Annotated in this window: 13 protein-coding genes; 4 read left to right on the top strand and 9 right to left on the bottom strand. The window is 64.5% G+C overall.

All coding sequences use genetic code 11. The annotated features are described in order from the left end of the window. Positions 1-660: a guanylate kinase gene (gene gmk / locus SO156_RS02915; protein WP_458151108.1), complete on the top strand. Its 660-nt coding sequence runs from the start codon at positions 1-3 to the stop codon at positions 658-660. Here the strand turns inward: gmk and SO156_RS02910 are convergent. Continuing rightward, complete coding sequence (locus SO156_RS02910) at positions 593-1,900, bottom strand: hypothetical protein (RefSeq protein ID WP_498533757.1); 1,308 nt, start codon at positions 1,898-1,900, stop codon at positions 593-595. The two genes, gmk and SO156_RS02910, sit on opposite strands and share 68 nt — an antisense overlap. A 303-nt stretch (positions 1,901-2,203) precedes the next feature. On the opposite strand from SO156_RS02910, the gene SO156_RS02905 reads away from it, so the two are divergent. Then, positions 2,204-2,704, top strand: a complete 501-nt coding sequence (locus SO156_RS02905) for a helix-turn-helix domain-containing protein (protein WP_458151106.1) — start codon at positions 2,204-2,206, stop codon at positions 2,702-2,704. A gap of 163 nt (positions 2,705-2,867) precedes the next feature. Beyond that, the gene (locus tag SO156_RS02900) at positions 2,868-4,115 is read left to right on the top strand and encodes a sensor histidine kinase (RefSeq protein ID WP_458151105.1); all 1,248 of its coding nucleotides are present in this window, start codon (positions 2,868-2,870) and stop codon (positions 4,113-4,115) included. A gap of 15 nt (positions 4,116-4,130) precedes the next feature. Here SO156_RS02900 and SO156_RS02895 read toward each other — a convergent pair whose 3' ends face one another. Continuing rightward, complete coding sequence (locus SO156_RS02895) at positions 4,131-5,036, bottom strand: transglutaminase family protein (protein WP_458151104.1); 906 nt, start codon at positions 5,034-5,036, stop codon at positions 4,131-4,133. A gap of 153 nt (positions 5,037-5,189) precedes the next feature. Here SO156_RS02895 and SO156_RS02890 point away from each other — a divergent pair, with 153 nt between their 5' ends. Further along, positions 5,190-5,453 carry a GlsB/YeaQ/YmgE family stress response membrane protein gene (locus SO156_RS02890; protein ID WP_458151103.1) on the top strand — a complete coding sequence of 88 codons (264 nt, stop codon included), beginning with the start codon at positions 5,190-5,192 and terminating at the stop codon, positions 5,451-5,453. Between the two features lie 20 nt (positions 5,454-5,473). Here the strand turns inward: SO156_RS02890 and SO156_RS02885 are convergent, their stop codons facing one another. The 7 genes from SO156_RS02885 to lptF all read right to left on the bottom strand — a co-directional run bounded on the left by SO156_RS02885 (position 5,474) and on the right by lptF (position 14,249). Further along, the gene (locus SO156_RS02885) at positions 5,474-6,532 is read right to left on the bottom strand and encodes an alcohol dehydrogenase (RefSeq protein ID WP_498533756.1); all 1,059 of its coding nucleotides are present in this window, start codon (positions 6,530-6,532) and stop codon (positions 5,474-5,476) included. Positions 6,533-6,658: 126 nt separating this feature from the next. Further along, complete coding sequence (rsmA, locus tag SO156_RS02880) at positions 6,659-7,513, bottom strand: 16S rRNA (adenine(1518)-N(6)/adenine(1519)-N(6))-dimethyltransferase RsmA (RefSeq protein ID WP_498533755.1); 855 nt, start codon at positions 7,511-7,513, stop codon at positions 6,659-6,661. Further along, positions 7,510-8,511: a 4-hydroxythreonine-4-phosphate dehydrogenase PdxA gene (gene pdxA / locus SO156_RS02875; RefSeq protein ID WP_458151100.1), complete on the bottom strand. Its 1,002-nt coding sequence runs from the start codon at positions 8,509-8,511 to the stop codon at positions 7,510-7,512. The genes rsmA and pdxA overlap by 4 nt, the downstream gene beginning before the upstream one ends. Next, positions 8,511-9,443, bottom strand: coding sequence for a SurA N-terminal domain-containing protein (locus tag SO156_RS02870; protein ID WP_458151099.1), 933 nt, complete (start codon positions 9,441-9,443; stop codon positions 8,511-8,513). Before SO156_RS02870 ends, pdxA begins: the two co-directional genes overlap by 1 nt. Before the next feature lie 56 nt (positions 9,444-9,499). Further along, positions 9,500-11,986 (bottom strand): LPS-assembly protein LptD, encoded by a 2,487-nt coding sequence (locus tag SO156_RS02865; protein ID WP_458151098.1) that lies wholly within the window; start codon positions 11,984-11,986, stop codon positions 9,500-9,502. Then, the gene (gene lptG, locus SO156_RS02860) at positions 11,986-13,083 is read right to left on the bottom strand and encodes an LPS export ABC transporter permease LptG (protein ID WP_498533754.1); all 1,098 of its coding nucleotides are present in this window, start codon (positions 13,081-13,083) and stop codon (positions 11,986-11,988) included. Before lptG ends, SO156_RS02865 begins: the two co-directional genes overlap by 1 nt. Continuing rightward, on the bottom strand, positions 13,080-14,249 hold the full coding sequence (lptF, locus tag SO156_RS02855) for an LPS export ABC transporter permease LptF (protein ID WP_498533753.1): 1,170 nt from the start codon (positions 14,247-14,249) through the stop codon (positions 13,080-13,082). Before lptF ends, lptG begins: the two co-directional genes overlap by 4 nt. Positions 14,250-14,251 lie beyond the last annotated feature (2 nt).

The following is a 14,251-nucleotide window of genomic DNA, read 5'->3' as shown; positions in this document are numbered from 1 at the left end:
ATGACGACGGGCGGTCACGGAACTGATGGTGTCGAGCGGCGCGGACTGATGTTCGTGCTGTCCTCACCCTCCGGCGCGGGCAAAACGACGCTGTCGCGCCTGTTGATCGAGCGAATGCCCGGACTGAAGATGTCGGTCTCCGCGACCACGCGCGCGATGCGGCCCGGCGAGGTCGACGGCCGTGACTACCTGTTCGTCGACAAGCCGCGCTTCGAGGCGATGGTGAAGGGTGACGAACTGCTGGAATGGGCGATCGTGTTCGACAACCGCTACGGCACGCCGCGCGCTCCGGTCGAGGCCGCGCTGTCGGCAGGGCAGGACGTGCTGTTCGACATCGACTGGCAGGGCACGCAGCAACTGCGCGAGAAGGCGCGCGCCGACGTCGTCAGCGTCTTCATCCTGCCGCCCTCGGCGGCGGATCTCGAGAAGCGCCTGCACTCGCGTGCGCAGGATTCCGACGAGGTGATCCGCAACCGGATGAGCCGCGCCAGCCACGAGATGAGCCACTGGGCCGAGTACGACTACATCGTCATCAACCACGATGTCGATGAAGCCTTCTCCGAGGTGCAGTCGATCCTGAAGGCCGAGCGCCTCAAGCGCGAGCGGCGGATTGGCGTCGTTGGCTTTGTACGAGGTCTGCAAGGTCAGCTTCAGGGTTAGGCGGCGCCAGCCGCGGGCCTTCCTTCGCCAGCCGTTCCAGGATCGCGGTGATCGCATCGATATCGACCGCGTCGGCATCGCGGTCGTCGCCGTCATCCGCAGCTGCATCGACAGCGGCGACATGCGGCTCGTCGGTTTCCGCGCCCGATGCGACGTGCAGGTCCTTGCGGTCCAGATCCTCGGGGACCAGCTCTTCGAACTCGCTCGTTGCATCCTCGAGACGCTGATCCACGTGCAGCGCGGAGGCGCCATTGGTCTTGCCATTGGCGGTCTTGCCATTGGCGTTGGCCGCCGTGGCCAGCGCAGCACCGAAATCGACCGGGCGCGGCCGCTGTGCGCGCGGTGCGGCAGTTGCCGCCGCATCGATCCACGGCGCGTGGCTCCTGTCGTCCTGCGCGGGCTCCCAATTGACGCGGCGGCGGCCGCCTTCAGCCTGGACGCGCCTGCGCGAGCCGGCGAAGCGATAGATGACGCTGCCGGTGATGCCGGCGAGCGCCAGCGCACCGCCGATGACGAGCAGCAGGGTCTGCAGCGAACCGGTCGGCTTTTCGGCCGGGGCATCGGCCGAGGCGAGCGTCATCGAGCCGGCGGAGGGCGAAGTCTGCGGTTTGGGCGCGGGCCGTGCATCGGCGAGTTTCGGCGCGGGCGCGGGCGCGGCTTGCGGGGCGGGCGAGGGGGCCGCACCCGGGTCGGGCCAGCGCGCATCGACGGTCGGCTGGCCTGCACCGGCATCGGCCACCGCGACCGGACGCTGAAGCGCTGCGGGCGGTGTGCTAGGTACGCTCGGCGTCGGAATTGATGCGGTCGCGTCGGTTGTTGCAGAAGCGGTCTGTGTTGGGAGTTCGGCGTGCGCGTCCTGCACCGAGCGCGGCGCAGGCTTGTCGGCCTTCTGCGTGGCTGAGGTCGCCGGCGCGCTCTGCGTCGCCGGCGCGCTCTGCGTCGCCTGTGCGCTTTGTGTCGTCTGCGCGCTCTGGGCAGTTTTCGCGCCTTCCTCCCGCAGATACCAGCACTGCCGCTTGGTGCCGCGTTCGACGCGATAGTACCAGTGCTGACCCTCGGGCGCTGTGCCCTTCGGTGCGCGAAGGCAATCGTCGGTGGCGCTTGACGAATTTTGCGACGCATTCTGCGCGTCTGCTGCGTCCGGGGCGCTCGCCGCGTTTTGCGATTCCGCACTCAAAGGTATGCCGGCGAGTACGCTCGCAAACAGAGCCGATAGGAATTTCGCGGTTCGGTTGCCCATCCTGGTCTCCCGGCTACGCCTTACGCAACACGTCACTGTCCCCCTTCTCGTCAAAGAGTTGGGTGGCAATGAGCCGCAAATCCGGAGAGGATGAGGCTTAAATCGGGCCTGCGCAGCGTTCGTTGCGCCGCGAAAATGAACGATTTTCGGGACAATCGTTTGATCGAGATTTGCGTTTCCGAGCAGCCAGCCGCCTGGGGTCACAATCTCGAAGTTCGGGTTCCCTGCCGCAAATTTGCCTATCCGACGGTGCCACCAAGGCGATAAACTTGGCCTGCGGTATCGTTTTGATGGATCATGGCCATGGCCCTTTTCCACGATCATTCCGACAAGAGCAGTTCTGCCGAAAAGTGGTCGGTTGCGGGCGAGGAGTTCGTCCTGCTCGACACCGTCCAGCCGCCGGCCCGCATCGCGATGGCGCGGGAGCGCATGCTGCTGAGCAGGCTCTATCTCGGCCTGATCCGCAGCCTCAACGACGACTACGGCGCCGACTTCGTCAGGCAGAACGACAGCGCCACCTTCCGCACTATTGGCATCTACCTGTTCCTGCGAACCGCGATGTGCTCGCCGGTGCGGGCGAGCATGGTTGCGGCCGCGCTGAAGCTGCCACGCGCAACCGTGCTGCGCAGGCTCGAGGAGATGATCAGGCAGGGATATGTGGAACGCATCGGCAATGCCTACCGTGTCACCGACAAGGTCAACATCCCCGATTTGCAGCAGCGCTTGCAGCAGCGGATCGACATGATCCTGGAGACGGCGAGCGAGCTGGCGAAGCTGACGGGCAGGGATGGACACGCGCATTGAGGCGACACGGCCGCAATCTCAATTTTGCAGGATTTGGATAGTATACCGCGGTTTTGCCGAAGCCGGAGAGACGCTGTGTGTCGTCCTGGAACGATAGCGGCGAGGGGCCGGCTCAGCCAAAGAGGATGCGACTCGAACGTACAAAAACAATGTCGAGGCGGTCATGGTACAGGCGTCAAAATCAGCGCTCGCATCCGAGGTGTTGCTGTTTCCGGAGCAGCCCGCTCTGAAATCGATTTACGACACTGCACCAATTGGACTTGCCTGCCTCTCCCCGGATTGCCGTTACCTGCAAATCAACCAGCGGCTCACCGAGATCTGCGGCATCTCGGTCGAAAACCATCTCGGCCGCTTCGTGCGGGATTGCGTTCCGGCCTTGGCGGATACCGTCGCAGAGATCGTCCGCTCGATCATGGATACTGGAGAGCCGGTGGTCGGCATAGAGGTCGCCGGCCAGCGCGCCGATCAGGCCGAGGAGCGTTACTGGGTGACCTACTGGCATCCGCTGCGTGCGCCGAGCGGCGATATCATCGCGGTCAACGTCGCGGCCGAGGAAATCACCGAACGCAAGCGCGCCGAGGCGGAGGTGCGCAAGGCAAGGGACGCCGCCGAAACCGCGTTGCGTCATTTGCGCGAGACCCAGCAGTCGCTGATCGAGGCCGAAAAGCTCGCGGCGCTCGGCCGGATGGTTGCCGGCGTGGCGCACGAAATCAACGGTCCCGTGGGCAGCAGCCTGACGATCGCCTCGACGCTTCAGCGCAAGTCGGAGGCCTTCACCTCGGAAGTTGCGGGCGGCAAGGTTCGACGCTCGAGCCTCAACGAGTTCATCAGCCTCGCCGGCGACGCGTCCGCCCAGCTCATCGCCAACCTGTCGCGCGCGGCGGAGCGGATCCAGTCCTTCAAGCAGGTCGCGCTCGATCCGGGTCAATCAGCGCTGCGCCGCTTCGACGCTGCCGAATTGTCGGAGCAATTGCTGTCGCATCTCGATCGCGAATGCCATCGCCGCGGTATCGCACTCGATCTGCGCCTCGCGCGAGGTCTCGAAATGGACAGCTATCCCGGTCCCTTCGGGCAGGTTCTGACCCATCTGGTCATGAATGCCATGACCCATGCATGGCCGGATGGTGCCGGAGGTCAGATCCGTGTCGATCTGAGATCTGCGGGTGATGATCAGGTCGAGCTCGTCGTGTCCGACGACGGCCGCGGAATGCCGCCGGACGTCAAGCACTCCGCTTTCGATCCGTTCTTCACCACGCGACGTCACCATGGCGCGACGGGGCTTGGACTGCACGTCGTCCATGGTGTCGTCACCGAACGCCTGGGCGGCCGCATCAGGCTGGACAGCGAGCTGGGGGCAGGGACGTATGTGCGGCTGATCCTTCCGAGGAGCGCACCGCGGTCCGACGACTGAGCTGTCCCGGGCCATTCAGCTCTCGGAGGGATCGCGGATCTCGCCGATCTTGTGAACCGCGACCTTGATCGACATGCCCTGATAGTCCCCTGCATCACCGAACCACGATCCCTCCAGCGGAATGGCCTGGCCAGGATGCCGGGCGACCGCGACCGGGATGAGATCGAAGCCTGCATTGATCTGGTTGGTCGGGTCGTAATCCAGCCATCCGGCGCCGGGGAGAAACACCTGGAGCCACGCATGCGTGGCGCCGGAGCCGGTCATGCCCACGGCGCCGCCATCCAGCGCCTGGTCGTAAAGGTAGCCGCTGACGAAGCGTGAGGCGAGGCCGAGGCGGCGCAGCACCTCGATCATCAGCCAGGCGTAGTCCCGGCATGTGCCGGATTTCGTACGCAGCGTCTCGCTCGGGGATTGTGTGCCTTGCGTTTCTCGGGCGCGGTAGCTGAACCCCTCACGAAACGTGCGCAGGATCCGGTGCAAAACGTCTGTCGTCTGGTCCTGGTCGCCGGCGACGAAGGCCTTCGTCCACGCTGCAACGATGCCGTCGGGGTCGTCGGCGTGGGGACGCAAGTAACCGGCGAGGTCGGTCCACTCGTCGGGCGAATACTGCACGGGGATTTCATCGGCGCGCGACTCCAGGGGAAAGGATTCAATGCCTTTGATGCCGAAGAACACGCCGCGCACCTGGAAGGTGAAGGTCAGCTCGCTGCTCGGCTCTGCGAACTCCATCACCGTAACGGTGTTGGAGCGGGAATCGGTAATCCAGTGGATCTTCGACGTCGGGCTGGTTTTCGCCGACCAACCGAGCAGCCGGGCAGATGCACCGCGCCTCGGCAAGAACATCGCCCGATGCGTCCCGAACGTAACAGGCTTTGCATATTTGTAGGTGGTGGTGTGGGTGATCTCGCCCAGCATTGCCATGCCGGCCTCCCTCGCGCGACCCGATGACGGTCTTGTGCAGTCAGGGCGGCCCGAGAACGCCGGCCTATGTTGATCTATGTCAAAGGCGCTCCCGTGTGATCTCTTTCAGGATGCCGATCACCACACGTGCCGGCCCATGACAGGAGCAACGAGATGGGGATCGTCTGGACTATCATCATCGGCTTTATCGTCGGCGTAATCGCAAAATTCATCATGCCGGGCAGCAACGAGCCGAAGGGCTTCATCCTGACCACCATCCTGGGAGTCGTGGGCGCGTTCGTCGCGACGTTCCTGGGCCAGTCGGTGGGCTGGTACCGGGCGGGCGAATCTGCAGGCTTCATCGGCGCGATCGTCGGCGCAGTGATCCTGCTCTTCGTCTATGGCCTCGTCCTGGGCCGTCAGGGACGAACGAGCTGAACCCGGCGCGTTCGAGTCGATCAGTTCTTCAACACGATGCGGCCCACGACCTTGCCGGCGCGCAGGCTATCGATCCATTTCTGGACGTCGGCCATCGGTTCTTCCTGCATCGGCGTCGGTTTGATCTTGCCGGCGCGGGCGAGCGCCATCAGCTCGTGGGCTTCCGCAAGCGTGCCGACCATGAAGCCCTCGATGGTCATGCGCTTGTACACCCATTGCACCATCGGCAGCGTGAACTGGCCGCCCATCAGGCCGGAGACAACGACCTTGCCGCCGCGCGCGAGCACGGAGACTGCGAACGCCATCGACCTCTCGTTGCCGGCGAAATCGACCACCTCATCGAAACCGCCGTCGGTCTCCTTAAGGATGCGCCTGATAACCTCCGGCTCGGCCGGATCGTAGGCGGTCGCCGCACCGTTCCTCAGCGCGGTCTCGCGCGCCGCCGGGCTCAGATCGGCGACCGTAATCGGCTGCTTGAACATGGCCTGCGCGAATGACAGGCCCATCATGCCGACACCGCCGAGGCCGATCAGCAAGAGGTTGCGCTGGCGCGGACGGTCGACGAGGCGCTTGAGCGCGCCGTAGGCGGTCACGCCCGAGCACATCAATGTCGCGGCCTGGTTGACCGGCAGGGGATCGTAGTCGAGCAGGTATTTTGCATCGGGCACCAGCACGTGGCTGGCAAAGCCGCCGTCGATGGAGACGCCGAGAAAGCGCTGCTTGGCGCAGATATTCTCATCGCCATTGGCGCAGTCGCGGCACTGTCCGCAGCCGATCCACGGGAAGACCGCTTTCCTGGCGCCGACGAGGCCAGCCGGCACATCGCTGCCGACTTCCTCCACGAGGCCGGCGATCTCGTGGCCGAGCGTGAACGGCAGCGTCATGCCGCGCGTGGTGTCGAGCTTCTTGCCGCCGCCGAGATCGGCATAGCCGTCCTGGATATGCAGGTCGGAATGGCACAGGCCGCAGCGCTCGATGCGCACCAGCACCTCGCGTCCTTGCGGCTTGGGCGTGTCGATGATGGTCTCGCACAAGGGCGCATCGAACTTGACCAGGGACTGCCGACGCATCAACGCCATTTTCCTTCCTCCGAAATTTCCGCCAAAGCGCGATCATCGCGCGTTGGCTTGTTGTTTGCGCATGACCTCTTTGCAAAACCGCTGCGCACTTTGCGCTGGCGCGGCCCTGCGGGTCCGGATCGTGCTTCAGGCTTGGCGTCGTATATCGGCCAATTCACGCGCCATGGCAACAAAGCCCGCGACCGGAATGGTCTCGGCGCGTCGCGTCGCATCGACGCCAGCGGCCGCGGCGAGGCGCGCGGGATCGGCCTGAAGTGATTTCAGGCTCTGGCGCAGCATCTTGCGGCGCTGGCCGAAGGCGGCGGCCGCGACCTGTTCGAGCAGCCGGCGGTCGCAGGGCAGAGGCGCCGCGCGCGGCACGAGGCGCACGACGGAGGAGGTGACCTTTGGCGGCGGCACGAAGGCGGAGGGCGAGATGTCGAACAGGATTTTTGTCTCAGCGCGCCAGTTGGCGAGCACGCCCAGGCGTCCATAGGCCTCCTCGTTCTCGCGCGCCACGATGCGCTCGGCAACCTCGCGCTGGAACATCAAGACCATCATCTCGTACCACGGCGGCCACGGCTCGCTGGTGAGCCAGCCGATCAGGAGCTGGGTCGCGATGTTGTAGGGCAGGTTGGCGACGATCTTTGCCGCCTGGCCTGCGAGCAGGGGCCTCGGATCGAAAGTCATGGCATCGCCATGCACGATCTCGAGCCGCCCCGGATAGCGCGCGGAAATATCCTGCAAGGCGGGAATCGCGCGCTCGTCATGCTCGATCGCGATGACGCGCGCAGCACCAAGCGCGAGCAGGGCACGGGTCAATCCGCCGGGACCCGGACCGATTTCGACGATCGTCGAATTCTCGAGCGGTGCAGCGGCACGCGCGATGCGCGCTGTCAGGTTGAGGTCGAGGAGGAAGTTCTGGCCCAGCGACTTGCGGGCCGACAGCGAATGCTGGCGAATGACCTCGCGAAGCGGCGGGAGGTCGTCGATCGCGCTCATGCCGGTTGCGCGGCCATGCGGCTTGCCAGCTGCAGCGCCGCGATCAGGCTTGCGGGATTGGCCTTCCCCGTGCCTGCGATGTCGAACGCCGTGCCGTGATCCGGCGATGTCCGGATGAAGGGCAGACCGAGCGTGACGTTGACCGCGTCGTCGAATGCGAGCGTTTTGATCGGGATCAGCGCCTGGTCGTGATACATGCAGACCGCACAGTCATAGGTGTTTCGCGCGGCGTCGTGGAACATGGTGTCGGCTGGCAGGGGGCCTCTGGCCTCGATGCCGTCGTTGCGCAGCATCTTGATCGCCGGCATGACGATGGTCTGCTCCTCGTGGCCGAGCGAGCCGTCCTCGCCGGCATGCGGATTGAGACCGGCGATCGCAATTCGCGGCCGGCTGATGCCGAAACGGGATTTCAGCTCGGCTGCGACGATGCGCACCGTCGAGACGATGAGCTCGCGCGAGAGCTGTGTCAGCGCGTCGCGCAGCGAAAGATGAATGGTCACCGGTACCACCGCAAGTCGCGGCGACCAGAGCATCATCACAGGCTGCGGCACGCGTCCGTCATGTTCGGCGAGTTCGGCGAGAAATTCGGTGTGGCCGGGATGGCGGAAGCCCGCGCGGTAGAGCACGCTCTTGGCAATAGGGTTGGTGACGACGGCGCCAGCGTGGCCTTCGTGGACGTCGGCGACGGCCTGGCGAATGGAGGCGAGCGCTGCGGGCGCGCTGCTCTCGTCGGGCCGGCCCGGCCCGGCCGTTGCGATCTCGCCGGTGGCAACCACCGGCAGGGCGTCGGGGAAGGCGGCGACCGCTTCCTCGGCACGCACTCGCGCGATCTTGATATCGGCGCCGAGCGCCTTGGCGCGGCGCGCGATCAGCGCGTCATCGCCGAGCAGATAGAACGCGGGCAGCTCGAGCTCGTTGCGGCGCAGCCAGGCCGAGATCGTGATATCGGGGCCGATGCCGGCAGGCTCGCCCAGGGTCAGCGCGAGGGGCCTTGCCATCAACGATATTCGATCATCGCCGCTTTGCGGATTTCCGCCAGGTACCGCTTCGAGGTCTTCTCGTACTTCTCGACGTACATCTTCTCACGGACCTCGCGCCGCTTCGGCGTGTCGATCATGGTCGGATTGCGCGCGCACAGCACGACCATTTCGATGCCCTGCTTGGTGACCTCCGGCGGGGTGAGATGGCCGATCGGCGTGTCGTCGAGCACCTTGCGAAGCGCCTCCGGGAGGTCCGCGGTGGTCTTGGTGACGCTCTCGCGGATCGCCGCATTGGGAGTCGAGCGGAACAGCGAATTGGCTTCATCGCAGCTCGTGATGCGGCTGCGGTACAATTCGGCCTCCTTGTGCCGCGCCTCGGTTGCCGCCTGCGACGAGCCGCGCGGCACGATGAGAACGATCGGCTGCATCTTGTATTCGAATCCCTCGACCTGAAGCTTCTCGCCGTTCTGGGCCTGCACGGCGGACGCGACATCGCGCTCGCCGACCTGCAGCTGTTCCTTGAAGCGCCCGCGAACGAGGCTGGTCCAGACCATTTCGGCGCGCATGCGGTTCTTCAACGTTTCTGGCCGCACGCCCTTCACCTCGAGTGATTTCGCGAGCTGCTCTGGCGAGATGCGCATGCGCTGGGCCATGCCGGAGAAGGACTGGTCGACATCGGAGCTGGTGGGCTCGACGCCGTATTTCTTGCCTTCCTTGATCTTCACTTTCTCGTCGATCAGCTCGTTGATGACCTCCTGCCGGCCAGCATTCTTCTGGTTCGTCAGGACGTCGAGCTTGCTGCGCTGCTCGATGTCGAAATCGGTGATGGGCTCGCCATTGACCATGACGACGACGGTCTGCGCCCGCGACGGGGCTGCGCCGCCGATCAGGAGCAGGGAGATGCCGAGCGCGATGAGGGGAAGGCGATGGACTCGCAAAGTGGTCGTCATAGATGTCGTCGCTCGTATGCTTGCGATCAGAACAAGCCCCGCAAGGTCAAATCGGCCTACTGCATGCCGGCAGTGCCGCTGGTTCCCGAGGAGTTCGCCAGCGTTCGCAGGCCGATCTGGAACATGAACGCGTGGCTCAGAACAGGCGGGGTGCTGCCCGCCGAGTAGCTATAGGACGTTACATAGTTCGCCGCCAGCACGAAGCAATCGTCGACATAGCCGGCGCCGACCACATACTGATTGATCTTGTTGGCCTCGAGGTCCCAGCGCGCAGAGCCCTGGACCACCCAGTTGGCCGCGACCTTCACCGAAGCGCTGGTGAGGATGCCCTCGCGGCGGGTCAGGTAGCCGAGTTCCGGCTGCGGCGCATAATTGCCGTAGATCATGCTGACTGACCAGCGGTCGAAATTGGCACGACCTTCAGCCTCGAAGCGCTCGACATTCCAGGTCTGCTCGTCGAACCGGCCGCGCACGCTGAACGTGTAGGTCCGGTTCGGCGAATAGCCGACGCTCGCGACATAGTCGGATCGCGGCTTGTCGAGACCTGAATCCAGGCCGGTATTGGTGGAATCCTGGACAGCGAAAGAGTTCATGCCAAACAGCTGGTAGGACTGCCCGAACAGCACCTTGACGGCGCCGCCCTTGTCGAACTGGGTGGTGGCCTGCACGCCGACATTGGCGCGGCCGCCGCCTTCGACCCGATCGTAGCCCGAGAACTTGTCGACGCTGAACAAATTGCTCGCATCGAACACCATGCTCTGCGCGTCCTCGTTGGGGAGCTTGCCGGCATAGGTCTCGTTCGGCCGGATGATGACCTGCGCGATCGGCTCGACGACCGTCGAGCCCCACGGCTGGACGTTGATGAAGGGATAGCGGTACTCGAGGCCGACCGTCGGCATCAGGCGCAGCGCCTGGGTGTCGCCGACCGGAAGATAGTTCGACACGCCCGGCTGGTTCGAAACCGAGGAGTTGATCGCGTCCGCACGCAGGATGGCGAACGGCGTCCAGATTTCACCGAAGGGATCGGTGAAGGACTTGCGCCACTGCGCTTCGGCCGTCAGGCGCGTGTAGGTGCCGGGGAAGCCGCGCAGCAGACATTGTGAGGGCGTGCGCGCGGCGGTGTCGGCCGAGGTGGTGGTGCAGAGGCCGTTGGTGTTGGCGGTCGTGGTGATCGGATCGAACACCGCGTCGTTGCGCGTCAGGTTGAGGAAATTCGTCTTGTAGGAGACCTCACCACCGAAGATCGGATAGTTGATCACATTCGAGTAGTCGATCACGGGGTAGACGACCGGCACCTGCTGCTGATTGCCCGAGAAGCTCAGGAAATACATCGTGCGCGCGTCGAAGTAGCTGCGGTTGCCCACCCCCGTCAGATAGAGCTGGGAGATCGCTTCCGTCGGCAGGCTCAGGAACGAGGAGAAGGGGTCGCGGTACTGCGACAGCCGGTAGTCCGACATGAAGTAGTAGTCGGAGAGCAGAACGCCGTCCCAGCCCCAGACCCATTTGTCGTTCAGCGCGAACTGGCCCTTGGTCTCGACGCCGCCGCGGAACTGGCGGTCGCCCGGCTGGCCGGCGAAATTGCTGGGGTTGAGCTGATCGATGCCGTAGACGCGGATCTGGTAGGCGCCGTCGATCAGGCGCTGGCGAAATTCAGCCTGAAACAGCACGCCCTGCTTGGACGTGATGCGCGGATTGAAGGTCGCGTCCATGTCAGGGGCGATCGCCCAGTAGAACGGCACTTCGACGCCATAACCGAACGCCGTATAGGACGTGAAGCCCGGCATCAGGAAGCCGGTCTTGCGCTTCACCGTCGGGTCGGGAGTCGAGAAGTACGGCATGTAGGCGAGCGGCACGCCGAAGAATTCGAGCTGCGCCGTCTCGAAGTACAGCATCTTCTCCTGCTGGTCGTGGATGATGCGGGCACCCTTGACCTGCCACAGCGGGGGCTTCTTCGGATCGTCCTTGCACGGCGCGCAGGCGGTGTAGACGCCGTTCTCGAACACCGTGTAGTTGCCGCTGGAGCGGTCGGCGCGGCTCGCGGCCATGCGGGTCTGGTCGGCGGTGTCCACGCGCAGCGAATCGACGAAGCCGTCGCGGTAGTCGTCCGAGAGGTCCATGATCTCGGCGTAGGTGATCTTGCCGTCGGCATCCGTCATGCGGATGTTGCCTTCGGCATGGAGGCGCTTGGTCTTCTGATCGTAGATGACCTTGTCGGCCTCGACGCTGGTGCCGTTGTAGAACAGCTGGACGTTGCCGACCGCGGAGACGCGCGAATTGTTGTAGTCGTAGTCGACCTCGGTCGCCTGCACGAGCATCTGGTTGTCGTTGGGGGCCTTCGGCGGCTTCGGACGCGGCGGCAGCGGATTGTAGGTGAAGCTCTGCGCGGCCGCAGGCGCGGTCGCGGCAAGATCGAGCAATCCACCCAGCGCGAGCGCGGCAAGGAAGGCGAGCAGGAGACTACGGGCAGGCAAGCCACATCCGTTCGCGCGCGCCTCGGTGCGCCGCGTCAAACGAGACACGAGCTCTCGGTGGACGGCAGTCACTATCCGTCCTCCTGATAGAGCAAGGCCAAAAAGCCGGTGAGGCCGCCCACCACAACGGGCAGCCACGCCGCAGCGATCGGATGCATCAACTCAGCCTTGCTCAAATCCTCAGTAACTTTGGACAGGACGTAGAGCAGAAAGCCTGCGCCCACGCCACTCAAAACCATCTTCTGCACGCCGCCCATCCGGAAGAAACGCAACGACACCGAAGCCGCCAGCATCACCATCGCTGCAAGCAGAAACGGCTGCGCCAGAAGCTTATGGTACTGGAGTCGATATCCGGCTGTCGCGAAGCCCGAGCTTTCCGACGAACGGATGTAGCTCGGTAGTTGCCAAAAGGACACAGTTTCGGGTGTGGAAAAGCTGTTGCGAACCTGCGCTTCGGTCAGAGTCGTGGGAATCTCCAGGCGGTCCTGATCGACAGGGGGCGCGTCCAGGGAGAAACGCCGTACCGTCCTGAACACCCAGCGGCCATCCTCGAGCGTTGCCTCGCGCGCCTCGATACGCTCCTTGAAGTGATACTCTGTATCAAACCGGAACAGCGTCAGGCCGGTTAGCCGAATGCCCTGCTGCTCGCTGCGTGCGGCGTTGATGATGACCTGGCCTTCGCTGGTGACCTGGTTGAGCCAGAAGCCGGAGGCATCCTGGATGCCGCCGCCGGGCGCCGAGCCGAACAGTTCTGCCTCCATGCGCTTGGAGAGCTCGCGCAGGTTCGCCGACATCGGATTGTAGGCAACCGTCGCGATCACCCCGATCAGCAGCGCGCTACCGAGCGCGGGGGAGATGAACTGCCAGGCGGAAATGCCGGCAGCCCGTGCCACCACGAGTTCGAGCCGGCGGGAGAGGGCAAGGTAGCAGGTCATGGCGCCGATCAGCATGCAGAACGGCGTCAGCTTCTCCAGGAGCTGCGGCACGCGGAACAACGACGTTTCGGCCACCATGATCGCGGAGGCGGACGCAAGCCCTGAGGTCTTGCGCACCATCTCGATGTAGTCGACCAGCACCAGCAGCAGGAAAATGCTCGCGAACACGCCCAGCGCCGCGATGACGAAGCGGCCCGCGAAATAGCGTCCGAGTGTGTTGGTGAGCATGCTCATGCGGCAACCGGTCGTCGGAACAGCCGCGCAATACGCGCATTGGATTTGTTGACGGCTTCCAGCAGCGCAGGCGGCGCTTCCACCACGATGCCGCCGACGATCATCCAGACGCCGAGGCCGATGGCGATCGCCAGCATGGCATATTGCACGAGAGGCGCCACCGGCGACTTTACCGCCATCACCGAGCAGGCGAAGCCCGCCATGCGCAGGCCGAACACGGCGAGGATCGAGCTGCCGATCGAGAAGTTGCGGCTCTGACGGGTGGTGCGCGGCGCGCCCAGGAAGGCGAAGGTCAGCGCCGCAAAGGCGAAGGGATAGAGCGGCGCCATAATGCGGTCATGCAGCTCCGAGCGGAACTGGCCGGGCACCGACTTGTAGACCGGATCGTCCTCGGAGGGGGAGAACAGCTCCCAGAGATAGCGTTCGCGAATTCCGAGCGTGACGTCGCGCCCCTGGTTGGAGAATTTCGACATGTCGAAGCCGTGGCGGGCGAAGGTCACGAGTGCGGGATCGCGCTTGCCGACCTCGAAGCGTTGCAGATTGCCGTCCTCCAGCACCAGGATGGTCTCGCCGCCGCTCTTCACCACCGTGCCGCGCTCGGCGACGATCGAGTTGCGCTCCTTCGGATCGCGGCGGTCGTCGATGAAGATGCCGGCCATGATGCCGCCGGGCTGGCGCTCGCGAATCCGGATCGTGAGGTTCTGGTCGAGCTGGGCGAAGCGGCCGGGCTGCAGGATGTTGGTGAGGACGTCGGCGGTGATCTCGGCGTCCCATTGCTTGATCCGCCGCATGCCGTCGGGGGCGAGATAGGCGGCGATGAAGGCGACCAGCAGCGCCACCACGCAGGTGGCATAGAAGAACGGATAGAACAGCCGGAACGGCGAGAAGCCGGCGGCGTTCATCACGATGATCTCGGAATCGGTCGCGAGCTTGTTCAGCGTGTGCGAGATCGCGATCATCAGCGCAATCGGCGAGATGATCAGCACCAGCGCCGGAATCACGAGGCTGGTGATGCCGAGGAAGGTCAGGATCGTCTGGCCCTGACTCGTCATCAGGTCGATGCCGCGCAACGCCTGCGTAATCCAGATCACGCCGGTGAGGCTGACCAGGACCAGCGCAAACGACGCCAGCGTCGTGCGGAAAATATACCTGTCGATCGACCCCATGC

It is taken from the genome of Bradyrhizobium sp. UFLA05-125 (assembly GCF_059803515.1).
Note: the sequence above shows the minus strand (reverse complement) of the source record. Positions and strands in the feature narration are given on the sequence as shown.

Excerpts from the sequence above, each read along its gene's own strand:
- gmk (WP_458151108.1), top strand. The coding sequence starts at position 1 with ATGACGACGGGCGGTCACGGAACTGATGGTGTCGAGCGGCGCGGACTG.
- SO156_RS02870 (WP_458151099.1), bottom strand. The coding sequence starts at position 9,443 with ATGACGACCACTTTGCGAGTCCATCGCCTTCCCCTCATCGCGCTCGGC.
- SO156_RS02890 (WP_458151103.1), top strand. The coding sequence starts at position 5,190 with ATGGGGATCGTCTGGACTATCATCATCGGCTTTATCGTCGGCGTAATC.
- SO156_RS02905 (WP_458151106.1), top strand. The coding sequence starts at position 2,204 with ATGGCCCTTTTCCACGATCATTCCGACAAGAGCAGTTCTGCCGAAAAG.
- pdxA (WP_458151100.1), bottom strand. The coding sequence starts at position 8,511 with ATGGCAAGGCCCCTCGCGCTGACCCTGGGCGAGCCTGCCGGCATCGGC.
- SO156_RS02910 (WP_498533757.1), bottom strand. The coding sequence starts at position 1,900 with ATGGGCAACCGAACCGCGAAATTCCTATCGGCTCTGTTTGCGAGCGTA.
- SO156_RS02895 (WP_458151104.1), bottom strand. The coding sequence starts at position 5,036 with ATGGCAATGCTGGGCGAGATCACCCACACCACCACCTACAAATATGCA.
- lptF (WP_498533753.1), bottom strand. The coding sequence starts at position 14,249 with ATGGGGTCGATCGACAGGTATATTTTCCGCACGACGCTGGCGTCGTTT.
- rsmA (WP_498533755.1), bottom strand. The coding sequence starts at position 7,513 with ATGAGCGCGATCGACGACCTCCCGCCGCTTCGCGAGGTCATTCGCCAG.
- lptG (WP_498533754.1), bottom strand. The coding sequence starts at position 13,083 with ATGAGCATGCTCACCAACACACTCGGACGCTATTTCGCGGGCCGCTTC.
- SO156_RS02885 (WP_498533756.1), bottom strand. The coding sequence starts at position 6,532 with ATGGCGTTGATGCGTCGGCAGTCCCTGGTCAAGTTCGATGCGCCCTTG.
- SO156_RS02900 (WP_458151105.1), top strand. The coding sequence starts at position 2,868 with ATGGTACAGGCGTCAAAATCAGCGCTCGCATCCGAGGTGTTGCTGTTT.